This is a genomic window from Streptomyces sp. NPDC028308, assembly GCF_055565855.1.
In genome coordinates this window covers 67,622-88,953 of record NZ_JBVHTO010000005.1, presented here as the reverse complement: position 1 = coordinate 88,953, position 21,332 = coordinate 67,622, and the positions used below count along the sequence as shown (strand labels likewise).

23 protein-coding genes are annotated in these 21,332 nt (G+C 74.4%); 8 read left to right on the top strand and 15 right to left on the bottom strand.

The window, feature by feature from the left end; genetic code table 11:
- The first annotated feature begins 1 nt into the window (after nucleotide 1).
- Nucleotides 2-1,384 carry a GNAT family N-acetyltransferase gene (locus ACZ4VA_RS12930; RefSeq protein WP_388907051.1) on the top strand — a complete coding sequence of 461 codons (1,383 nt, stop codon included), beginning with the start codon at nucleotides 2-4 and terminating at the stop codon, nucleotides 1,382-1,384.
- Between the two features lie 24 nt (nucleotides 1,385-1,408).
- Here the strand turns inward: ACZ4VA_RS12930 and ACZ4VA_RS12925 are convergent, their stop codons facing one another.
- Both ACZ4VA_RS12925 and ACZ4VA_RS12920 read right to left on the bottom strand, forming a co-directional pair.
- The gene (locus ACZ4VA_RS12925) at nucleotides 1,409-1,627 is read right to left on the bottom strand and encodes a hypothetical protein (RefSeq protein WP_468081199.1); all 219 of its coding nucleotides are present in this window, start codon (nucleotides 1,625-1,627) and stop codon (nucleotides 1,409-1,411) included.
- A gap of 466 nt (nucleotides 1,628-2,093) precedes the next feature.
- Nucleotides 2,094-3,314, bottom strand: a complete 1,221-nt coding sequence (locus tag ACZ4VA_RS12920) for a trans-sulfuration enzyme family protein (protein ID WP_468081197.1) — start codon at nucleotides 3,312-3,314, stop codon at nucleotides 2,094-2,096.
- Nucleotides 3,315-3,373: 59 nt separating this feature from the next.
- Here ACZ4VA_RS12920 and ACZ4VA_RS12915 point away from each other — a divergent pair, with 59 nt between their 5' ends.
- Together ACZ4VA_RS12915 and ACZ4VA_RS12910 are read left to right on the top strand one after the other, a co-directional pair.
- Nucleotides 3,374-3,913: an Lrp/AsnC family transcriptional regulator gene (locus ACZ4VA_RS12915; protein WP_355794126.1), complete on the top strand. Its 540-nt coding sequence runs from the start codon at nucleotides 3,374-3,376 to the stop codon at nucleotides 3,911-3,913.
- Between the two features lie 33 nt (nucleotides 3,914-3,946).
- Nucleotides 3,947-5,638 (top strand): DUF885 domain-containing protein, encoded by a 1,692-nt coding sequence (locus ACZ4VA_RS12910; RefSeq protein ID WP_468081195.1) that lies wholly within the window; start codon nucleotides 3,947-3,949, stop codon nucleotides 5,636-5,638.
- Nucleotides 5,639-5,713: 75 nt separating this feature from the next.
- On the opposite strand, the gene ACZ4VA_RS12905 is transcribed toward ACZ4VA_RS12910, so the two are convergent.
- Entirely contained in the window at nucleotides 5,714-6,229 is a 516-nt protein-coding gene (locus tag ACZ4VA_RS12905; protein ID WP_356171213.1) for an immunity 21 family protein, read from the bottom strand.
- Between the two features lie 122 nt (nucleotides 6,230-6,351).
- Nucleotides 6,352-6,846 (bottom strand): rhodanese-like domain-containing protein, encoded by a 495-nt coding sequence (locus tag ACZ4VA_RS12900; RefSeq protein ID WP_355779627.1) that lies wholly within the window; start codon nucleotides 6,844-6,846, stop codon nucleotides 6,352-6,354.
- A 160-nt stretch (nucleotides 6,847-7,006) separates the two neighbouring features.
- Between ACZ4VA_RS12900 and ACZ4VA_RS12895 the strand changes: the two genes are divergently transcribed.
- Nucleotides 7,007-7,453 carry an Lrp/AsnC family transcriptional regulator gene (locus ACZ4VA_RS12895; protein WP_356171217.1) on the top strand — a complete coding sequence of 149 codons (447 nt, stop codon included), beginning with the start codon at nucleotides 7,007-7,009 and terminating at the stop codon, nucleotides 7,451-7,453.
- Nucleotides 7,454-7,479: 26 nt separating this feature from the next.
- Here the strand turns inward: ACZ4VA_RS12895 and ACZ4VA_RS12890 are convergent, their stop codons facing one another.
- The 5 genes from ACZ4VA_RS12890 to ACZ4VA_RS12870 form a co-directional block, all read right to left on the bottom strand.
- A complete protein-coding gene (locus ACZ4VA_RS12890; RefSeq protein ID WP_388906994.1) occupies nucleotides 7,480-10,473 on the bottom strand; it encodes an AAA family ATPase in 2,994 nt (997 codons plus the stop codon).
- 163 nt (nucleotides 10,474-10,636) lie between these two features.
- Nucleotides 10,637-11,800: an exonuclease SbcCD subunit D gene (locus tag ACZ4VA_RS12885; RefSeq protein WP_356243702.1), complete on the bottom strand. Its 1,164-nt coding sequence runs from the start codon at nucleotides 11,798-11,800 to the stop codon at nucleotides 10,637-10,639.
- 59 nt (nucleotides 11,801-11,859) lie between these two features.
- Nucleotides 11,860-12,486, bottom strand: a complete 627-nt coding sequence (locus ACZ4VA_RS12880) for a YigZ family protein (RefSeq protein ID WP_355794353.1) — start codon at nucleotides 12,484-12,486, stop codon at nucleotides 11,860-11,862.
- A 68-nt stretch (nucleotides 12,487-12,554) separates the two neighbouring features.
- Entirely contained in the window at nucleotides 12,555-13,109 is a 555-nt protein-coding gene (locus ACZ4VA_RS12875) for a SixA phosphatase family protein (RefSeq protein WP_356171226.1), read from the bottom strand.
- Entirely contained in the window at nucleotides 13,106-13,801 is a 696-nt protein-coding gene (locus ACZ4VA_RS12870; protein ID WP_355794141.1) for a hypothetical protein, read from the bottom strand. Before ACZ4VA_RS12870 ends, ACZ4VA_RS12875 begins: the two co-directional genes overlap by 4 nt.
- Nucleotides 13,802-13,957: 156 nt before the next feature.
- On the opposite strand from ACZ4VA_RS12870, the gene ACZ4VA_RS12865 reads away from it, so the two are divergent.
- Nucleotides 13,958-14,365 (top strand): CoA-binding protein, encoded by a 408-nt coding sequence (locus ACZ4VA_RS12865; protein WP_355794142.1) that lies wholly within the window; start codon nucleotides 13,958-13,960, stop codon nucleotides 14,363-14,365.
- A 191-nt stretch (nucleotides 14,366-14,556) separates the two neighbouring features.
- On the opposite strand, the gene ACZ4VA_RS12860 is transcribed toward ACZ4VA_RS12865, so the two are convergent.
- Both ACZ4VA_RS12860 and ACZ4VA_RS12855 read right to left on the bottom strand, forming a co-directional pair.
- Nucleotides 14,557-15,108, bottom strand: coding sequence for a DinB family protein (locus tag ACZ4VA_RS12860; protein WP_468081190.1), 552 nt, complete (start codon nucleotides 15,106-15,108; stop codon nucleotides 14,557-14,559).
- A 48-nt stretch (nucleotides 15,109-15,156) separates the two neighbouring features.
- Nucleotides 15,157-15,813, bottom strand: a complete 657-nt coding sequence (locus ACZ4VA_RS12855; protein ID WP_356171233.1) for a TetR/AcrR family transcriptional regulator — start codon at nucleotides 15,811-15,813, stop codon at nucleotides 15,157-15,159.
- Between the two features lie 156 nt (nucleotides 15,814-15,969).
- Here ACZ4VA_RS12855 and ACZ4VA_RS12850 point away from each other — a divergent pair, with 156 nt between their 5' ends.
- Entirely contained in the window at nucleotides 15,970-16,530 is a 561-nt protein-coding gene (locus ACZ4VA_RS12850) for an NAD(P)H-dependent oxidoreductase (protein ID WP_356171235.1), read from the top strand.
- Nucleotides 16,531-16,647: 117 nt separating this feature from the next.
- On the opposite strand, the gene ACZ4VA_RS12845 is transcribed toward ACZ4VA_RS12850, so the two are convergent.
- A complete protein-coding gene (locus ACZ4VA_RS12845; protein WP_355786528.1) occupies nucleotides 16,648-17,205 on the bottom strand; it encodes a YbaK/EbsC family protein in 558 nt (185 codons plus the stop codon).
- A gap of 43 nt (nucleotides 17,206-17,248) precedes the next feature.
- Nucleotides 17,249-17,821, bottom strand: a complete 573-nt coding sequence (locus ACZ4VA_RS12840) for a helix-turn-helix domain-containing protein (protein WP_355786530.1) — start codon at nucleotides 17,819-17,821, stop codon at nucleotides 17,249-17,251.
- A 93-nt stretch (nucleotides 17,822-17,914) separates the two neighbouring features.
- Between ACZ4VA_RS12840 and ACZ4VA_RS12835 the strand changes: the two genes are divergently transcribed.
- The gene (locus ACZ4VA_RS12835) at nucleotides 17,915-18,781 is read left to right on the top strand and encodes a DMT family transporter (RefSeq protein WP_355786533.1); all 867 of its coding nucleotides are present in this window, start codon (nucleotides 17,915-17,917) and stop codon (nucleotides 18,779-18,781) included.
- 93 nt (nucleotides 18,782-18,874) lie between these two features.
- On the opposite strand, the gene ACZ4VA_RS12830 is transcribed toward ACZ4VA_RS12835, so the two are convergent.
- Nucleotides 18,875-19,693 (bottom strand): acyltransferase, encoded by an 819-nt coding sequence (locus ACZ4VA_RS12830; RefSeq protein WP_355786536.1) that lies wholly within the window; start codon nucleotides 19,691-19,693, stop codon nucleotides 18,875-18,877.
- Nucleotides 19,694-19,842: 149 nt separating this feature from the next.
- Here ACZ4VA_RS12830 and ACZ4VA_RS12825 point away from each other — a divergent pair, with 149 nt between their 5' ends.
- Nucleotides 19,843-20,376, top strand: coding sequence for a gamma carbonic anhydrase family protein (locus ACZ4VA_RS12825; protein WP_355786539.1), 534 nt, complete (start codon nucleotides 19,843-19,845; stop codon nucleotides 20,374-20,376).
- Between the two features lie 15 nt (nucleotides 20,377-20,391).
- Here the strand turns inward: ACZ4VA_RS12825 and ACZ4VA_RS12820 are convergent, their stop codons facing one another.
- Nucleotides 20,392-21,078: a DedA family protein gene (locus ACZ4VA_RS12820; protein ID WP_468081186.1), complete on the bottom strand. Its 687-nt coding sequence runs from the start codon at nucleotides 21,076-21,078 to the stop codon at nucleotides 20,392-20,394.
- Nucleotides 21,079-21,332 lie beyond the last annotated feature (254 nt).

Here is a 21,332-nt window from a genome sequence, read left to right as displayed (position 1 = left end):
CGTGCACCACTGGCGGCGGGACCTCGTCGAGCTCGCCGCCCTGTTCACGGCCGTCGCGGTGGCCGACGCCGTGGCCAACCTGATCGGGCACGGCCCCGACGGCCCCGCCCTGCTGGGGATCTCGGCCGTCGTCCTGGTCGCCACGGCCGGATTCCACACCTGGTGGGCACGACGCCACGGTCACGCACCGCCGACAGGCGATACCGGCGCCCGGCCGCCCGCCGGGGCACTCCAGGCCGGGCAGCCCGAGGCCCCGGCGTCCGGGGACGCCGCGGAGGCACCCGTCCTGTGGCGGATGCGGACCACGGTGCAGGACGCTCCGGGCTCGCTGGCCGCGCTGTGCACCGCGCTGGCCCGGCACGAGGTCGACATCCTGAGCCTGCAGACCCATCCGCTGGCCGAGGGCACGGTGGACGAGTTCCTGCTGCGCGCCCCCGCCGCCCTGACCGCCGCCGAGGTCACCCGCGCCGTCGCCGGGGCGGGCGGCAGCGGCACGTGGATCGAGCGGGCAGACGCCCACGACCTGGTGGACGCGCCGACCCGGGTCCTCGGCCTCGCCACCCGCACCGCCCTGGACGCCGCCGAACTCCCGCTGGCGCTGCGGCAGTTGCTCGGCCGCTGCACAATCCGCTCACTGCCCGCCAGGTCACCGGGTTCCGGCCGTGCGAACGAGACCGCCCCCGTCGAGGGCGCCCTTGAGGACACGGTGATGCGGCTGCGGGCTCCCGAGGGCGGCGTGATCACCGTGGAGCGGCCGTATCTGCCGTTCACGCCGACCGAGTTCGCCCGGGCGCGGGCGCTGGTCGAGCTGGACGCGCGGCTCGGACCGCGCATCCCGCGCGGCCTCGACGTCCTGACGCTGCCCGAGGGCAACGCCATCACGGTGCGCCGGGCCGACGCCGCCGACCACGAGGCCGCGAAGGCCATGCACGAGCGCTGCTCGCCGCGCACCCTGAGCATGCGGTACCACGGCCCCGTCGGGGACGCCGACCGCTATCTGAACCACCTGCTCAGCCCCCGCTTCGGGCGGACGCTCGCCGTGCAGACCGCCTCGGGCCGCATCGTCGGCCTCGGCCACCTCCTGTGGGACGGCGACGAGACCGAGGTCGCCCTGCTGGTCGAGGACGAGTGGCAGCGGCGCGGCATCGGCGGGGAACTCCTCGGCCGGCTCGTCGCCATGGCGGTCGAGGCGGGCTGCGAGAGCGTGTACGCCGTGACGCAGGCGTCCAACACGGGCATGGTCGCCGCGATGCGTGCCCTGGATCTCCCCCTCGACTACCAGATCGAGGAGGGCACCCTCGTCATCACCGCCCGCCTCGAGAGCGCCCCGTCCGCCGCACCGCAGTCGCGGAACCACGCGGGCGGACGGGCCACCCGGGACTGACGACGGAGCCCGGTGCCGGTGCCATTACGGCACCGGCACCGGACACATCCGGTACGCGGCCACGTCCGGTACGCCGGGCAAGTCCGGTAGGCCGGGCACCCCGAGCACGTCCGGTACGCCGGGCGCATCCGGTACGCCGGGCGCATCCGGTACATCGAGCACGCCTGGCACGCCGGGCACATCCGGTACGCCGGGCGCGTCCGGTAGGCCGGGCACGCCGGGCACATCCGGTACGTCGAGCACGCCGGGCACATCCGCAACACCCCGCACGCCGGGCGCCCCGGGGCCGTATGGCACACCCGCAACCGTCCGACACGCCTGGCCCGACTGGCCCGCCTGGCCCGCCTGGACACCGGCCCGCCTGGACACCGGCCCGTCAGAGACCGTACGCGCCCGACACCCGGAACCGCAGGCACCAGAGGCACCACCGCGCTCACCGCGACGGCCAGGCCACGACGGTCCGTCGGCGGGGCCACCCGCCTCGCCGCGGGCGGCGTGTGCACCCCAGGCACGGCAAGCCCCACCCGCAGCGGCCCGGCGTATCCCGCCGGGCCGTTCGCGCGTGCCGGGAGCGCGCGGCGCCCCGCGGGCCGACGCGACTCCCACCCGTCGGTACGGCCCCCGCCGGGCCTCGGCCGTCACCTGACCGCGGCCACCACCGGTCCGCAGCACCCGCCGGTCCGCGGCCCCCTCCCCTCGGCGCCCGCCGTCAGGCCCCCTGTGCAGCCACCTCGCGCCGGCGACCCTGGTCCCGCGGCTCCGGAGGCGAACCCAGTGCGGTGTCCAGGTCGGCCCACAGGTCGTCCACGTCCTCCAGGCCCACCGACAGACGCAGCAACTGGTCGCTGACGCCCGCGTCCTGGCGGTCGGCCGAGGGGACGATGCGGTGGCTGATGGACGCGGGGTGCTGGATGAGGGAGTCGACGCTGCCCAGGCTCACGGCGGGGGTGATCAGGCGGACCCCGGCGATGACCTCGTGCGGGTCGCCGACGACCTCGAAGGCGATCATGGCGCCGCCGATGCGCGGGTAGTGCACGCGGGCCACCCGCGGATCGGCGGCCAGCCGGCCGGCGAGTTCGGCGGCGTTGGCCGAGGCCGCCCGGACCCGTACCGGAAGCGTCGACAGGCCCCGCAGCAGCAGATAGCCGGCGAGCGGGTGGAGCACCCCGCCGGTCGCGAACCGCACCTGGCGCAGTCCCCGCGCGAACTCCTCGTCGCAGGCCACCACCCCGGCCATGACGTCGCCGTGTCCGCCCAGGTACTTGGTGGCGCTGTGCAGGACGAGACGGGCGCCCTGCTCGGCCGGCCGCTGGAGCACGGGCGTGGCGAAGGTGTTGTCCGCGAGCAGCGGTACCGAACCGCAGGAGTGCGCGACGGCCCGCAGGTCGAGTTCGGCGAGCGTCGGGTTGGCCGGGGACTCGACCATGACCAGTCCCGTGTCGGGCCGCAGCGCGTCCGTGATCCCGGCCGGGTCGACCCAGGTCACCTCCGAGCCCAGCAGCCCGGCGGTCAGCAGATGGTCGCTGCATCCGTACAGCGGCCGTACGGCCACCACGTGGCGCAGGCCCATCGCGTTGCGCACGAGCAGGACCGCGCTGAGCGCCGCCATGCCGCTGGCGAAGGCGACCGCGCTCTCGGTGCCTTCGAGCCGGGCCAGCGCGGTCTCGAAGCGGGCGACCGTCGGGTTGCCGAGGCGCCCGTAGACCGGCGGCCCCTCCGGTTCGGCGCCGTCCGCGGCGAAGGCGTCGATGCGGGCGGCCTCGCCCCGGCTGTCGTAGGAGGGGTAGGTGGTGGACAGGTCGATCGGCGCGGCGTGCAGGCCCAGCCGTGCGAGGTCGTCGCGCCCGGCGTGCACGGCCTCGGTGGCCAGCTTGCGGGGCGCGGGGCGAGGATCGGGGACGCGGGAGGCGTTCGGGGTGACGGAGTCCATGGCCGCAGCCTGAACACCGGACGGGCCTACGGCGTCGAACCCCGTGCTACGTTCGGGCCATGGCCGAAACCGTCGTACTGGATCCGGTGGATCTTCATCTGCTGCGGCTGCTGCAGAACGACGCACGGACCACCTACCGCGATCTTGCCACGCAGGTCGGGGTCGCGCCGTCGACCTGCCTGGACCGGGTGACCCGGCTGCGCCGCGCCGGGGTCATCCTCGGGCACCAGCTGCGGCTCGACCCGGCGAAGCTGGGGCGCGGTCTGGAGGCCCTGCTGTCCGTGCAGGTCAGGCCGCACCGGCGGGAGTTGGTCGGACCGTTCGTCGACCGCATCCGGGCGCTGCCGGAGTCCCGTACGGTCTTCCACCTCACCGGCCCCGACGACTACCTCGTGCACGTGGCGGTGTCGGACATGACGGATCTGCAGCGCCTGGTGATCGACGAGTTCACGTCCCGGCGCGAAGTGGCCCGGGTCGAGACCCGGCTGATCTTCCAGCAGTGGGACTGCGGGCCCCTGCTGCCCCCGCAGCGGGACGCCTCCACGGCCACATCGGCGCACGGGGCACAAGGAGCCACGCCCTCAGCGGAATCGGGCTGACGCGGACGGGTTCCTCGTATGAGGATTGTCCGCATGTCAGACACCAAGAGCCCGCTGCCCCGCGAGGTCGCCGACACCTATGTCGACGAGCTCATCGCCCTCGACCCGGTCACCGGTACCTACCTCGGCGACAAGGCAAGTTCGACCAGGCTGCCGGACACCTCGCCCGCGGGCCAGGAGGCCCTGGCGGAGCTGGCACGGACGACGCTGGCACGGCTCGACGAGGCCGAGCGGCAGCCTGGCGCGGACAGCGGCATCGAGCGCCGCTGCGCCCGTCTGCTGCGTGAGCGCCTGACCGCCGAACTCGCCGTGCACGACGCCGACGAGGGACTGCGGGTGGTGAGCAACCTGCACTCCCCCGCGCATTCGGTGCGTGACATCTTCTCCCTCATGCCGACCGGGACGGACGAGGACTGGGCGGCCGTCGCCGAGCGGCTGCGCGCGGTGCCCGCCGCGCTGGAGGGCTACCGCGAGTCCCTGGCCCTCGGCCTGGAGCGCAAGCTGTACGGCGGTCCGCGTCCGACGGCCACCTTCATCACCCAGCTGACCGAGTGGGCGGACCCGCACGGGCAGGGCCGCGGCTGGTTCGAGGACTTCGTCTCGCCCGGTCCCGAGGCCCTGCGCGATGATCTCGACTCGGCCGCCCGCACGGCGACCGCGGCCCTGGCGTCCCTGCGGGACTGGATGCGCGACGTGTACGCGCCCGCCATCGAGGGCGCGCCGGACACCGTGGGCCGTGAGCGGTACGCGCGCTGGTCGCGGTACTACAACGGCACGGACCTCGACCTCGACGAGGCGTACGCGTACGGCTGGTCCGAGTACCACCGGCTGCTCGGCGAGATGAAGCAGGAGGCGGAGAAGATCCTGCCGGGTGCCGCGACGCCGTGGGTGGCGCTCGCGCACCTGGACGAGCACGGCACGCACATCGAGGGGGTCGACGAGGTCCGCGACTGGCTCCAGGGCCTGATGGACGAGGCGATCGACGCTCTCGACGGCACCCACTTCGAACTCGCCGAGCGGGTACGGCGGGTGGAGTCCCGTATCGCGCCGCCCGGGAGCGCGGCGGCCCCGTACTACACGGCCCCGTCCGAGGACTTCTCGCGCCCGGGCCGTACCTGGCTGCCGACGATGGGCCAGACCAGGTTCCCGGTGTACGACCTGGTGTCGACCTGGTACCACGAGGGCGTTCCCGGTCACCACCTCCAGCTCGCGCAGTGGGCGCACGTCGCCGAGGACCTCTCCCGCTACCAGGCCGGCGTCGGCGGGGTGAGCGCCAACTGCGAGGGCTGGGCGCTGTACGCGGAGCGGCTCATGGACGAGCTGGGCTTCCTCACGGACCCGGAGCGGCGGCTCGGCTACCTGGACGCGCAGATGATGCGGGCGGCCCGGGTGATCGTGGACATCGGCATGCACCTGGAGCTGGAGATCCCGGCCGAATCGCCGTTCCACCCGGGTGAGCGCTGGACCCCGGCGCTGGCCGAGGAGTTCTTCGGCTCCCACAGCAGCCGGCCGGCGGACTTCGTGGAGAGCGAGCTGACCCGCTACCTGTCCATCCCCGGGCAGGCCATCGGCTACAAGCTCGGCGAACGGGCGTGGCTGCTCGGCCGGGAGAACGCGCGGAAGCGGCACGGTGCCGCCTTCGACGCCAAGGCCTGGCACATGGCGGCGCTCTCCCAGGGCTCCCTGGGGCTGGACGACCTGGTGGACGAGCTGTCCCGGCTGTAGCCGGTCCGCCGTCCCCGGCGGGCGGGCCCGGGCGGGAGCCCGGACCCGGCCGCCGGTCCCGTGACGGGCGCCGGGTCAGCCGGTCAGCCGGCGCAGCTGTACGAGTCCCAGCCACGTCTCGGGTCCCGGTTCCACGTAGGCCGCGCGGACGCCGTACCGGCCGGGCTCCAGGGCGACCCGCAGGTGGTCCGTCCGCTCGGAGACCCGGCCCGGCCAGGCGGCGTCGAACAGGAGCACCGGTCCGGGGACGTCCCACCGCACCTCCGGCTCCCACACCGCCGCGTCGAGCGCGGCCGGGACGCCGGCGAGGAGTTCGGCCTCGGAGTCGGCGGCGCACCACCGTACGAAGGTGCCGTGCCGGGGCAGGAACGTGGTGGAGGCGGGTTCGTCCCCGAGGACCAGGGCCCGGGTGTCCCCCACCGGCACCAGGCCGATGAACCCCTCGACGTCGCAGGCCCGGTCGTAGTCGGACGACATGTCGTCGCCGTCGGCCCCCGACCAGAACGGCAGGACCACCTCGGGAATCGCTATGAGCGGCCCGCCGCCCGACTCGACCCACTCCACCGCACCCGGTTCCGCGTAACGCGCCATGCGCAGAAGTTACAGGCAGCGTTCCGCTCCGGCTCTCCCGCTCCCCCGCTCCGTCCGAATTCCCCTGTTCCGCCCCAACGCCTCGGCGTGGCAGGCCCCTTGGGGTGCCGCGGACGGCGGACTCAGCAGCCGCACTCGTCGGCGTCCACCGGCGCGGTCAGCGCGTCGGCGCTGCGCCGCTCGCTTCCCTCCCAGGTCTCGTAGGCGAAGCCCTCGCGCACCCAGTACTCGAATCCGCCGAGCATCTCCTTGACCTGGAAGCCGAGTTCGGCGAGCGCCAGGGCCGCGCGGGTCGCGCCGTTGCAGCCGGGGCCCCAGCAGTAGGTGACGACGGGCACGGAGCGGTCGAGGAGCTGCTCGGCCTGCTCCGGGATGAGCGCGGTGGGCAGGTGGACGGCGCCGGGCACGTGTCCCTGGTCCCAGGAGGCCGTGGAGCGCGAGTCGAGCACGACGAACCCGGGGTCGCCGCCCGCCGCGAGCACGGAGGCGACGTCGGACACGTCGGCGTGGAAGGCGAGGCTCGCGCCGAAGAAGGCGGCGGCCGCGGCCGGAGTCGCGGGGGCGATCCGCAGCACGGGGTTCGTGGCGGTCGCGTCGGTGGTGGCGGTCACGGTCATGGTCAGGCCTTCCTCCCGGTCCCGTCGTACCGGCGCTTTCACCGCGCCGGCCGTACGGGACTTCCTGTCCAGAAACCTACGGTCGGCGGCCGCCTCGATGAAGTGGCGAATCACGGCGTCGGTCTTGCCCGACCGGGGATTTCCCTGTTGTCTCTCGGGTATGACCGCGTATTCCCCGGACGCCACCGACTGGCGCATCCTCGACGTCCTGCAACGCGAGGGCCGGGCCAGCTTCGCCGAGCTGGCCCGCGCCGTCTCCATGTCCGCGAGCGCGGTCACCGAGCGGGTGCGCCGGCTGGAGGAGGCGGGCGTCATCCAGGGCTACGCGGCCGTCGTCGCCCCGGAGAGCCTCGGGCTGCCGATCCTCGCCTTCGTCCGGCTCCGGTATCCGACCGGCAACTACAAGCCCTTCCACGACCTGGTGGCGGTGACGCCCGAGATCCTGGAGGCCCACCACGTCACGGGCGACGACTGCTTCGTCATCAAGGTCGCGGCGCGCTCCATGGCCCATCTGGAGGAGGTGACGGGCCGGATCGGCACCCTGGGTTCGGTGACGACCAGCGTCGTCTACTCCTCGCCGCTGCCCCGGCGCCCGGTGGGCCGCTGAGTCCGGCAGGGGCCCGCCGGGGCGGGTCAGCCCGCGCCCCGCTGGCGTACGGCCGAACCCGTCCGGCCCTTCACGATCTCCAGCTGGGCGTGGATCCGCCGCCGCAGGTCCCCGACGTGGCTGACGATGCCGACGCTGCGGTCGCGTTCCCGGAGGGAGTCCAGTACGTCGAGGACCTCGTCCAGGGTCTGTTCGTCCAGGCTTCCGAAGCCCTCGTCGATGAAGAGGGTGTCGAGCCGGACCCCGCCGGCCTCGTCCGTGACCACGTCCGCGAGACCGAGCGCCAGCGCGAGCGAGGCGAAGAAGGTCTCGCCGCCGGACAGCGTCGCGGTGTCCCGCTCCCGGCCGGTCCAGGCGTCGACCACGTGCAGGCCGAGTCCGCTGCGGCCGCGGCCGGAGCGGTCGTCGGAGTGGACGAGGGTGTAGCGCCCGGACGACATCCGTTGCAGCCGCACGGTCGCCGCTGCGGCGACCTGCTCCAGGCGCGCGGCCAGCACGTACGACTCCAGGCGCATCTTGCGCTCGTTGTCCGCGGAGGTGCCCGCGGCGAGGCCCGCCAGTCGCGCCACCCGGTCGTACTCCTCCCGCAGGGGCCCGAGGCGGCGTACGCCCGCGAGCGCCCGCGCGGACAGCCGGTCGAGCTCGGCGCAGCATCGGGCGGCGGCGTCCCCGGCCGAGACGGCGTCCTGGAGTCCGCGGGCCGCGGACTCGGCGGCCCGCTCGACGGCCCAGAGGTCCACGGGTGGCAGCTGGGCGGCGGCCGCGGTGTCGGCCTCGGCGAGGACCGCGCGAACGGCCGCCTCCTCCGACTGCCAGGCGTCGAGGCGCCGTTGCAGGTCGCGGTGGGCCGCGTCGTCCAGCAGGGCGGCGGACGCGGCGAGCGGGGTGTCGAACCCGGCGCGGAAGGCCGCGTCGGCGAGGCGCGCGTCCGCCGACTTGAGCCGCTGCGCGGCCTCTTCGGCCTCGCGTGCGGCGTCCGCGGCGTCGGTGAGCCTGGCGGCTCGCCGCTCCAGCTGCGCCGACCGTGCCGCCACGCTGTCGGCGTCGCCCCGGACGTGCGCCAACTCCTCTTCCAGCGTGAGCCTTTCACGGTCCAGCGTGTCCCGGCGGGCCACGCGGGACGCGGCCCGTACCTCGGCCGCCTGCTGTGCCGCGACCCGGCGCCCGTGCTCGCGCTCGGCCTGGGCGAGCGCCTCCCGGGAGCCGTGCAGCCCGGAAGCGGCGGCCCGCGCCTCGGCGTACAGCCGCTCCAACTCCTCGACCTCCTCGGCGAGTTGCCCGGTCGGGGTGTCGCCCGCCTCGGCGGTGGCCGCGGCCAGCGCCTCACGTACGAGGCCGAGGCGGCGTTCGTCCTCGGCGCGCTGCTCGTCGGCGTCCTGGTAGGCGGCGAGCGCCCGCTCCTCGGCCTCCCGGTCGACGTGTCCGTCGATCTTCCGGGCCGGTGCGGGGTGTTCCGTGGCGCCGCACACGGCGCAGGGTTCGCCGTCGGCCAGGTTCGCGGCGAGTTCGGCCGCGATGCCGTTCAGCCGCTGTTCCTTGAGGTCCAGCCAGTGGGCGCGGGCGTCCGCCGCCCGCTCCCGGGAGGCGAGCACCTGCTCCTGGGCCCCGTCCGTGTCGCGGGCGAACTGGTCGCGCTGACGGGCGGCGTTCAGCCGTCTGCGGGCCGGGTCGCGCTGGACGGCCAGCTGTTCGGCGCGGGCGGCGGCCTCCTGCGCGCCCTCGATGTCCGTCTGGAGGGCGGCGCGGGTGGCGTCCCATCCAGCGAGCCAGCTCGCGGCCTCCTGGAGCACGTCCTCGTCGGCGCGCTCCTGCCGGTCGAGTCCGTCGCGCTCGGCGACGAGTTCGGCCAGCCGCTGCTCGGCACGGCGCGCCGACTCCAGGCCGCCCAGCTCCTCGGCGGCCTTGCGCGCGGCGACGGCGAGCCCGGCCGCTCCGGCCCCGGCGAACGTCTCGGGCAGCAGCTCGCGCGCGCGGGTCTCCTTCGCGGCGGCGCGCCGGTGCTCGGCCTCGGTGACCTCGCGCAGGTCGAGCGCGGGGGCCACGGCCTCGGCCTTGCGGGCCCGCTCCATCCGGGCCCGCGCCTCGCGGTAGCCGTCGGCGCGCTCCTCCAGACGCGCGGCCCGCTCGCGTGCCTCGGTGAACCGGCGCTGCAGCCGGGCCACTTCGCGCGCGTCGTCGAGTTCCCGCTCGGCGGCGGCATGCGCGGACTCCGCGGTCCGCCGGGCGCACTGGGCGACGGTGAGCCGCTCTCGGGCCGTGCTGCGGGCGATCGCCGCCCAGGTCAGGACGGCCTCGGCGAGCCCGGGGTCGCCGGGCGCGAGGTCGGGCAGGGGCTCGGTGTCGCCCGCCGCCTGCTGCATGCGGTGCGCGTCGGCGAGCAACTCGGTGTCGGCGGCGCGCACCTGGGCCTCGGCCGCCCGGCGCCGCTCGGCGAGCCGCTTCTCCACCTCGGCGAACCGGTGGGTGTCGAAGAGGCGTCCGAGGAGCTTGCCGCGTGCCTCGGCGTCGGCCCGCAGGAAACGCGCGAAGTCGCCCTGGGGCAGCAGGACGACCTGGCAGAACTGCTCGCGGCTCATGCCGAGGAGCTGGGTGATCTCCTCGCCGATCTCCTGGTGCGAGCGGCTGAGGTCCTTCCAGGCGCCCGCCGCTGCGTCGTACTCGCGCAGCCAGCTCTGCGCCTTGTCGACCGTCGTGCCCGAGCCGCGCTTCTTGGGGCGTGCCCAGGGCGGCTGCCGGGTGATCTCCAACCGGCGCCCGGACACGGTGAGTTCGAGGCGGATGGAGGTGCGCGTGCCGGGCGCCGCGTGGTCGCTGCGCAGGCTCAGGCCCTGGCCGCTCTGCCGGGCGCCCGGCACGGCTCCGTACAGGGCGTAGCAGACGGCGTCGAGGACGGACGTCTTGCCCGCGCCGGTCGGTCCGTGCAGCAGGAAGAGTCCCGCGGCGGACAGCTCGTCGAAGTCGACCTGCTGCTCGCCGCCGAAGGGGCCGAAGGCGGTGATGTCGAGCCGGTGCAGCCTCATGCGGCCCTCACCTCCGCGCGGGCGCCTCGCCGTGCCTCGGGCGCGACCGCCGGCCCGGCGACCGCTCCCCGGATGCCACGGGCGTCGGTTCCGCCGCCCGTCGCCCTTTCGGCGTCGTGTCCCAGTGCCACCGGTGCCCCCGTCCTCTCCGGCCGATGCCGTGTCACCGGGCGACCTCCCGGACCGTCTCGTCGGCGCGGACCGCGTCGAAGGCGTCGCGCAGCACGGACCGCTCGTGCGCGTCGGGTCCGGCGCCGCGCACATGGGCGACGAAGTCCTCGGCGATCTCCTGCTCGCCCCGGCCCGCGAGCCGGCGCGCGTAGGACACCTCGGGTTCGCCGGACGCCCGCTCGGGGTCGAAGACGAGGCTGAGGGTGTGCGGGAACCGCTCGGTCAGCCGGGCCATGGGTTCGGCGGGGCGCACGGGGTCGGTGAGGGTCGCCTCGACCCACGCGTCCTCGTGGCGGATCAGGGCGGGGTCGGCCAGCAGGTCTCCAAGTCGGCCGCGGATCCGGGCGAGGGCTCGCGGCACCGGGCAGTCGACGCGCTCCGCGCCGAGGGCGCCGTCGCGGCCCAGCTCCACCAGCCACATGCTCTTGCGGTGGTCGGCCTCCGAGAAGGAGTACGGCAGCGGGGAGCCCGAGTAGCGGACGCGCTCGGTGATCGTCTGACTGCCGTGCAGGTGACCGAGCGCCACGTAGTCAACGCCGTCGAAGACGCCGGCGGGCACGGCGGCGACCCCGCCGACGGTGATGTCCCGCTCGCTGTCGCTGACCTGGCCGCCGGTGACGAAGGCGTGCGCGAGGACCACGGAACGCGTGCCCGGGGGACGCGCGGCCAGGTCGGCGCGGACCCGGTCCATGGCGGCGGCGAGCACCGCCTCGTGTCCCGCCCTGTCGACGCCGAACTGGTCCTTCACCAGGGCGGGCTCCAGATACGGCAGGCCGTAGAAGGCCACGTCGCCGTGCGGGTCGGGGAGGACTACGGGGGTCCCGCACGCCGAGGCGTCGGTCCGCAGGTGGATGCCCGCCCGCCCGATGAGCCCCGCGCCGACGCCGAGCCGGCGCGCCGAGTCGTGGTTCCCGGAGATCATCACCGTCGGCACGCCCAGGTCCGCGAGCCGGTGCAGTGCGTCGTCGAAGAGCTCCACCGCGGCCAGCGGAGGCACCGCGCGGTCGTACACGTCACCCGACACGACCACCGCGTCGACGCCGCGCTCGCGCACGGTCGTGACGAGGTGACCGATGAACTCGGCCTGGGCACCGAGCATGTTCACCCGGTGGAACGCCCGGCCGAGATGCCAGTCGGAAGTGTGCAGGAGCCTCATGATCCCCGAGACTAACGGGCGGGTCGGACATCACGGACGGCTACTCCCGTATCGGCCCGTTATGCGTCCCCATATGCCTCTCCGCCCAGTTCGAACCCAGCTGTCCCCGCTGTGACGTCGGCCAGCCAGGACCGGAACGCGTCCACGTCGGCGTCCGGCAGCCCGATCCCGATGGTGACCGCCTCGCCGTAGCTCACCTCGCGCACGGCGCGTCCGGTGGACCGCAGCTCGTTCTCCAGCTTGCCCGCGCGCTGGTGGTCCACGGTCACGGTCGCCAGCCGGAACCGTCTGCGGGTGAGCGTGCCGACCGCGTCCAGCGCCTCGCCGACAGCGCCTCCGTAGGCCCTGATGAGTCCGCCGGCGCCGAGTTTGACGCCTCCGTAGTAGCGGGTCACGACCGCGACGACGTACCGCATGTCGCGGCGCAGCAGCATCTGGAGCATGGGGACGCCCGCGGTCCCGCCCGGTTCGCCGTCGTCGCTCGCCTTCTGCACGGCGGCGTCGGCTCCGATGACGTAGGCGTAGCAGTTGTGCGTGGCGTCCGCGTGCTGTCTGCGGACGCCGGCGACGAAGTCCTGGGCCTCCTGCTCGGTGGCGGCGGGAGCGAGCGCGCAGAGGAAGCGCGAGCGGTTGATCTCGGTCTCGTGCACGCCCGCGCGGGCCACTGTGCGGTACTCGTCCTGCATTCCGCCAGCGTATGCGGTGCCCCTGTCGGCGGATCACCGCGTCCGGGACCGCCGGCGCCGGGCGGCGGTCAGGGCGTGTCGTCCGGTCGCCTGCCGCGCGGGACCGTCACGTCCGTCAGGAGTGCGGCGCCGGGCGCGAGGTCCCGCCAGGCGTTGCCGTGCCAGGCGAGGATCGCCACGGCCGAGGTCGGGAACTTGGTCCGTACGTGCTCCAGCGTGTCGTCGAGTCCGTCCCCGGCGAGGGCGAGCACCAGCTCCGCGAGCCCGGGGTTGTGCCCGACGAGCAGCAGTGTCCGCACCGGGTCCGCGACCTCGCGCACGGCCTCCAGCAGGTGCGCGGCGCCGGCCCCGTACAGCCGCGGGTCGAGCCGCACGGGCGGGGGTGTGCCCCACTGCGCCGCGACGAGGTCCCAGGTCTGGCGGGCGCGTACGGCGGTGGAACAGAGCACGAGGTCGGGGAGGCAGTCCGCCGCGGCGAGCGAGCGTCCCGCGGCCGGGGCGTCGCGGCGGCCGCGCGGGGCGAGCGGCCGTTCGTGGTCGGGTACGCCGTCGGGCCAGGCGGACTTGGCGTGCCGCAGCACGACGAGTCTGCGCAACGGTCCCGCGCCCGTGCGCGCGATCATCCCGAGGTCCCGATGTCCCGGGTGAGTTCGAGTCCGAGGAGCCGGTCCGCGTAGGCGTACGTCTCGAAGCGGGCGCCGTCCGGGATGTCCTCGGCGTTCTCCACGCCGTGCAGCACCCGCAGCACGGCGGGCACGTCAAGGTCGTCCTCCCAGGCGGCGCGCAGCTGCTGCTTCACGTGCTCGGGAACGGGCTTGGAGGGGCGGGTGGCCCAATTCGCGACGGCCTTGCGCCACCGGGCCAGCTGCTCCCCGGCCCGGGCCACCGTCTCGTCGTCGAGGTCGGCGCGCTCCCGGCGGGGCCGGGCGAGGAGGGCGAGCCGCAGCACCCCGGGTTCGGCGGTGCCGTTCGCCGGGGCGACCTCGACGCGGATGCCGTCCGCGGGGACCGGGTCCTCGTCGGCCGTGTCCGTCCCGACGACGTGCACGGTCTGGCCGCCGGGCGCGGTGCGGCCCTCGGGCGGCCTGATGCCGAGTTCGAGGGCGAGGGCGCGGAGTCCGGGAGGTGGATCGGCGACCGTGACGACGGGGGTTTTCCCGATCTCCAGGGCCCGGGCCAGCACGTCGGCCACCAGCAGGACGCGCAGGGCCGAGGTGTCGTCCCGCGACACGTGCGCCTCGACGCGGGTCAGGCCCCGGGGGGCGGCGACGGCGTCCGTGGGCTCGCCCGTTCGGGCATCGGTGATTCGCAGCACGGGGTGAGCGTAGGCGGGGGACGGCCCGCGCGCAGGGCGGTGGGCGCCATTTTGGACAGGCCGCGCGCGCGGGGTGCGGCTCGGCCGGGGAATCATCGGGTGCCCCGGACCGTTTCCCGGCTGAACGTTCTTCTCTGGGACTCTAGGAGGCCGACCGTGTACGGCGACCCGGCAACGATCCGCAAGATCCTCACGGAGCTCGGCGACACGTGGGCGATCGTGGGCCTGTCGCCGAACCGGCAGCGGGCGGCGTACGGCGTCGCGGCGGTGCTCCAGCGCTACGGCAAGCGGATCGTCCCCGTCCACCCCAAGGCCGAGACGGTCCACGGCGAGCAGGGTTACGCCTCCCTGTCGGACATCCCCTTCAAGGTCGACGTGGTGGACGTGTTCGTCAACAGCGACCTCGCGGGACCCGTCGCCGACGAGGCGGTGGCGATCGGCGCCGACGCCGTCTGGTTCCAGCTCGGTGTCGTCGACGAGGCGGCCTACGAGCGCACCCGCGCGGCCGGCCGGGACATGGTCATGGACCGCTGCCCGGCGATCGAGATCGGCACCCTGGGCTAGCGGACCCGGTGTCCGGGGCGGACGGCGGCGCTCGCCACGGGCAGGCGGGAGCCGTGAGACCCCGAGCGCCGCCCGCTCCTCGTCCCAGCGCCGGTGACGCCCGACCTCGCGAACGCCGGGACTCCGACCGGTGCCCGTTACGCCGACTCCGCTTGCCGCCGCCGGTGGAAGCCGTCTCCCTCCCGCGCCGCTCAGAGCCCGATCGCCCCGTCGATCCGCTCGCGGAGCAGGTCGGCGTGGCCGTTGTGACGGGCGTACTCCTCGATCATGTGGACGAGGACCCAGCGCAGGGACACCGTGCCGCGCCAGGAGTCGACGCCCTCGATGTCGAGGTGGGGCGCGTCCGTCACGAAGTCCTCGGCGAACGCCACTTCGGCGTGCCACGCCTCCCATGCCTCCGCCGCCACGGCCGGACCGGGCACCGCTCCGCCGAAGTCGCCGTCGGGATCGGCCCGCGAGGAGAAGCGGGCCGGAGCGTCCTGCCCGGCGAGCACGGACCGGAACCAGCGGCGCTCGACGTCGGCGAGATGGCGCACGAGTCCGAGCAGCGACAGCGTCGAGGGCGGCACGGAACGCCGGCACAACTCGTCGCCCAGTCCGGCGCACTTGAGTTCCAGGGTCGTGCGCTGTGCGGCGAGGAAGCCGATGAGCAGGCGCCGTTCGTCCCCGGTCGCCGGGCCGGTGTGCCGCGGGTCGGGGCCGGCGCCGGTGAACAGGTCGCCTCTTCTGCTGGGAGTCGTCATGGGTCCATCATCAACTCCCTTACGCACGGCCGGAGTACGGCCGCCGTCTCACCCCCGCGCCGTGTAGCGGTCCACCAGGTCGTACCAGCCCGCCTCGACGCGCTCCAGCGAGACGCCCCGCCGGGTGAGCAGGTGGTGGACGAGGGTCGGGTCGAGATAGGCGAGCAGGGTGTGCGCGACGAGTTCGACGTCGCCGCCCACCCGCGCCTGCCGCAGGAGCAGGGAGACGTGGGTCAGCCGCAGGCCGTACGCGGGCGAGGTGTGGCGGCGTCCCGCTTCCGCGTGGGCGGCCAGATAGAGGTCGCGGTGGGCCTGCTCGTGGCGGATGACGGCCGCCCCGAACGACCGCAGGCGCTCCAGGGCGGGGGCGTCCGGGCCCAGCGGCGGCGGGCCGGTGAGGAAGGCGGCCTGGACCTGCCGCTCGTAGTGGTCCAGGAGCGCCATGAGCAGTCCGGTGCGGTCGCCGAACCGCCGGAAGACGGTGCCCTTGCCGACCTGCGCGGCCAGCGCGACGGCCTCCATCGTCAGATTGGCGGCGCCGCGTTCGGACGCCAGCCGGGCCGCGACCTCCAGCAGCCGCGAGCGGTTGCGGGCGGCGTCGGCCCGCAGCTGGGGCGGCTCGTCGACGGCGGTCAGGGTGAGCTCCAGCAGCCCGGCCTGGGCATCGTTCGCGGTCGGGGGCGGGGGCGGCGGGAGCGAGGTCATGGCACCAGCGTAGCGCTCACCAGGGAAAGTGGACCCTGGTCCGTTTCAGTGATAGAAATCGTACCGGACCCCGGTCCGCTTAGTCGCGGAGCGTGGGGCCGGTGCGGGCCCTCCCCGCCGCACGCCGCCTTGACCCGCTCTCTGAGGAGTTTCGCCATGTCCGTCCGCATCCTGGCGCTCGTCGGCAGCCTTCGCGCCGGTTCGCACAACCGCCAGCTCGCCGAGGCCGCCGTCAAGCACGCCCCCGAGGGCGTCGAGATCGAGCTGTTCGAGGGGCTGGCCGAGGTGCCCTTCTACAACGAGGACATCGACGTCGAGGGCGACGTGCCGGCCGCCGCCGCCCGGCTGCGCGCCGCCGCCGGCCAGGCCGACGGCTTCCTGCTCTTCTCCCCCGAGTACAACGGCACCATGCCGGCCGTGCTGAAGAACGCGATCGACTGGCTGTCCCGCCCGTACGGCGCCGGTGCGCTCGGCGGCAAGCCGGTCGCCGTGGTCGGCACCGCGTTCGGCCAGTTCGGCGGCGTCTGGGCGCAGGACGAGGCCCGCAAGGCCGCGGGCATCGCCGGCGGCACCGTGCTGGAGGACGTCAAGCTGTCCATCCCCGGCTCCGTGACCCGCTTCGCCGAGACGCACCCGGCGGACGACGACGAGGTCGTGACGGGCCTGACCGAGGTCCTCCGGCAGCTGACCTCGCAGGCCACCCCCGCCGCCGCCTGACCCGCGCGGCCCGCCGGACGCCCGGCACCGGAACGACACAGGGGTACGGCACAAGTGCCGTACCCCTGGCGTGCGTTCGAGGCCCGGCGCGGGCAACCCCCGCTTCCGGCGCGGGAATCAGGCGACGCCCAGCCCCTCCAGCACCACGGCGTTGGGCAGTTCGGCGAACGCCTTCCCCGGCACCAGCAGCTTCCCGCGCCGCCGCCCGCTTCCGACCAGGACGTACGGCAGGTCGACGACCGCCGAGTCCACCAGCACCGGCCAGTCGTCCGGCAGCCCGAGGGGCGTGATGCCGCCGTACTCCATCCCCGTCTCCCCGGTCGCGGTGTCCATCGGGGCGAACGAGGCCTTGCGTGCGCCGAGTTGGCGCCGCACCGCGCCGTTGACGTCGACGCGGGTGGCGGAGAGTGCGACGCAGGCGGCCAGTGTGGTCTCGCCGCCGCGCCTGCCCGCGACGACCACGCAGTTGGCGGACCGGTCGAGCAGGTCCTTGCCGTAGTGCTCGACGAAGACGGCGGTGTCCGCCCACTCCGGCTCGGTGTCGACGTACAGGATCTGGTCGGCGGGCACACTGCCGCTCCAGCGGCGTACGGCGTCGGCGACCGGGGCCGTGAGCACGTCGAGGCAGTCCGGTACGGGCGTGGCGGTGTCGAAGTCTCCGATGGGTGCGCGCATGCCGGCACGCTAACAGCCGGGCGGGCGGAGCCGGCCGGGGGTCTCAGTGCACGGGCGGCACCGACACGGCCATGATCATCTCGAGTGGCTCGTCACCCTGGTTGCCGTACGTGTGGGGGACGTTGGCCTCGAAGGAGACGCTGGCGCCGGTGGGGACGCGATGGGCGACCCCGTCGAGCGTGAGCGTCAGCTCCCCCGCGGTGACGTGGATCAGCTCGACCGTGCCGCCGGGATGCGGGTCGGAGTCACTGCCCTCGCCCGGCATCAGCCGCCAGTCCCACATCTCCAGCGGGCCGGGGGCCTCGGTGCCCGCGAGCAGCCGGTTGAAGCTGCCCGCGTCGGTGTGCCACAGCCGCACCGCCTGCTCGGCCGGGACGATACGGACCTTGGGCCCCTGCTCGTAGTCGAGCAGGGTCGTGATGCTGACCCCCAGGGCGTCACCGATCTTGACGACCGTGCCGATGCTCGGGTTGGTCCTGGCCTGCTCGATCTGGATGAGCATGCCGCGGCTGACCCCGGCCCGGGCGGCGAGCGCCTCCAGGGTGAAGCCCCGCTCGGTGCGCCAGCGCTTGACGTTGCGCGCCAGGGACTGGTTCAGCAGGTCGAGGTCCGACACATTCCGTCCAATATTCTGGATGACAGAGTTCATTGTGCTGCACTACGGTGTGGTGCACCGGATTGTTCACTGCACTGTACTGCGAGGCGACCCATGACAGCACTCTTCGCCCTGGCCACCAGTCTCCTGTGGGGCCTGGCCGACTTCGGTGGCGGACTGCTGACCCGGCGCCTGCCCGCGCTGACCGTCGTCGTGGTCTCGCAGACCATCGCGGCGGGAGTCCTCGGCGCGATCGTGGTGGCGACGGGCGGGTGGCGGGAGGCGGGGCCGCAGCTGTGGTTCGCGGTGGCCGCCGGACTGGTCGGGCCGGTCGCGATGCTCGCGTTCTACAAGGCCCTGGCGCTCGGTCCGATGGGCGTCGTCTCACCGCTGGGCTCCCTGGGCGTCGCCGTGCCGGTCGGGGTGGGCCTGGTGCTGGGCGAGCGCCCGGGCATCCTTCAGTTCGCGGGCATCGCGGTCGCCGTCGCCGGGGTCGTGCTGGCCGGCGGCCCGCAGTTCAGGGGCGCCGCCGTACAGCGTCAGGCGGTGCTGCTGACCCTGCTCGCCGCGTTCGGTTTCGGCGGGGTGATGTCGCTGATCGCCGAGGCGTCCTCGACTCTCACCGGCCTCTTCCTCGCCCTGTTCGTGCAGCGCGTCACCAACGTGGCGGCGGGCGGCGCGGCCCTCTGGGTCTCCGTCCGGCGGGGCGCCAGGGCGCTCCCCGAGGACGGCGGGGCGGCCGTCGTCCGCGGTGCGCTGCCCGCCCTGGCCTTCGTCGGGCTCGCCGACGTCGCGGCCAACGGCACGTACGCGACCGCGGCCCAGCTCGGTCCGGTCACCGTGGCCGCGGTGCTCGCCTCGCTCTACCCCGTGGTCACGGCCCTCGCGGCCCGCGGCATCCTCAGCGAACGTCTCCGCGGGATCCAGGCGGCCGGCGCGGGCCTAGCCCTGATCGGCACGGTCCTGCTTGCCACCGGCTGACCGGCGCACGGGCGCACAGGACGCCCCCGGCAAGGGCGACCGGCGACCGGGTACGTTCACGCGCGGAAAGCGGGACAACGGGAACGCCGGGCGTCAGGACTCCGCCCGCACGTCCTCGGTCTCCGCGCCCGGCTCCGTGAGGCGGGCCATCGTCTCCGCGTCCAGGTCCGTCAGGCGGCTGATCTGCTCCGCGTCGAGGTCCGAGAGCGCGAGCAGCTGCTGCGGCGTCACCCCGTCCGGGATCGGCACCGGCGCCGGCGTGCGCAGCGGCGGCTGCCAGCCGAGCCGCGCGTCCCAGCGTCGTACGACCCTCGCCGGGGCCCCGGCCACGACCGCGTGGTCGGGAACCGTCCCGCGCACCACCGCCCCCGCGGCGACCACCACGTTGCGGCCGATCCGCGCCCCCGGCAGGATCACGGCCCCCGTCCCTATCCAGCACCCGGGCCCGATGGACACCGGGTCCATCCGCGGCCACTGCTTCCCGATGGGCTCGTGCGGATCGTCGTACGAGTGGTTCGTGGAGGTCACGTACACGTACGGCCCGAAATAGCAGTCGCTGCCGATGGTGACCGTCGTGTCCGCGATGACGTGGCTGCCCCGGCCGAGGACGACGCCGTCCCCGATGCGCAGGATCGGGTCGGGACCGAGGTCGAGGTCGGGCATCAGACCGGCGGTCAGCGTGACCTGCTCGGCGATGATGCAGTGCGCGCCGACATGGATCCAGGGCTCGCCGAAGACGGTGCCCAGCGGGAAGGCGAGACGCGTGCCGGTTCCCATCGCGCCGAACCGGAACCGCCCCGGCTGCGCCGCCGTGACCGCCCCGGTGCGCTGCACCCAGGCCCAGCCCGCGTGGACGGCGCGCTGCGCGAGGCGGCGCCGCCATGATGAGAACGTGTTCTTGCTCGTGGGCACCCGCTCACCGTACTCAGCGTGCCGTGCGGGCACCCGGCCGTTCACCTGTGATCTTCGCCCCACCCGGCCGCCCCGGCCCCGCGTCCATCGCCTACGGTGCCGTTGACGAGGGCCCATCGAGGAACCCATCGAGGAACAAGGAGAGTGCGATGACGCACCAGGCGCTGATCGCGGGCGTGGGCGGCAAGGAACCCCAGGTCGACCCGGGGGCGTTCACGGCCCCCACGTCCGTGGTGCTCGGCGAGGTGACGCTGAGCGCGGGCGCGAGCCTCTGGTACGGCGCCGTGCTGCGCGGCGACGGCGGCCCGATCGTCGTCGGTGCCGACAGCAACATCCAGGACAACTGCACGCTCCACGTCGACCCGGGCTTCCCCGTGACCATCGGCGAGCGCGTGTCGGTCGGGCACAACGCCGTGGTGCACGGAGCCACCGTCGAGGACGACTGCCTGATCGGGATGGGCGCCACGGTGCTGAACGGGGCCGTGATCGGGGCCGGTTCGCTGGTGGCGGCGCAGGCGCTGGTGCCGCAGGGGATGCGGGTGCCGCCGGGGTCGCTCGTCGCGGGCGTGCCCGCCAAGGTCAAGCGGGAGCTGACGGCCGAGGAGCGCGAGGGCATCGCGCTGAACGGCGCCTTCTACGTGGAGCTGGCCAGGACGCACCGGGCCGCGCACGAGGAGAGGTGAGCTCGGACCGTCCGGTCAGTCGGCGGCGGGGGCCGGGACGGGCTCCGGCTCGATGGCGGCGGCCCCGGCCGCCGGCGCCTTGTCCGCCTCGGCGTGGGCGGCCGCCTGCTTCGTCTTGCGCCGGACGATCAGCAGCGAGGTGGCCCCGATGAGCAGCGCCACCACGAGCCCCAGCCAGGAGAAGCGCTTGAGCCAGGACTCGGCGACGACGCCGACGTAGTAGATGACGGCGGTCGTGCCGCCCGCCCAGAGGATCCCGCCGAGCACGTTGGCGATGAGGAACTTCCAGTACGGCATCCGCAGCACGCCCGCGAGCGGGCCCGCGAAAATGCGGAGCAGGGCGACGAAGCGGCCGAAGAAGACCGCCCACATCCCCCACTTCTCGAAGGACCGCTCGGCGGTGGCGATGTGCCCCTCGCTGAAGTGCCTGGGGAACTTCCTGCCCAGCCAGGCGAGCAGCGGGCGTCCGCCCTTGCGGCCGATCGCGTAGCCGATGGAGTCACCGACGATCGCGCCCACGCTGGCGCAGACGCCGAGGACGACCGGGTTGATGCCGGCGTGCTGGGAGGAGAGCAGCGCCGCGGAGACCAGGATGATCTCGCCGGGCAGCGGGATACCCAGGCTCTCCAGTCCGATGACCAGTCCCACGAGCGCGTAGATGCTGACCGCGGGCACCGTCTCGAGCCATTCCTGGACGTGCAACGCCGGTTCCTCCCGTATCGCTGTGCAAGGCCCGGGCCCACCGCTGTGCGGGGTCGCCCGGCGCGCACCCTCCCCCTGGGCGCCCGCCGGGCAGCCTACCCGCTCGGCCCCCGGAGGCGGAGTCCCGGAGGGCGCCCCGGTGTTCCCGCCGCCCGGAGCCGTTCAGGGTGCCACCGCCCGCGGATGGTCCCCGTGTGGCTGGGCGGCTGGTACGGGGGCCACAACTCGCCGCCCGTGCACAGCGGTTGCCGTGG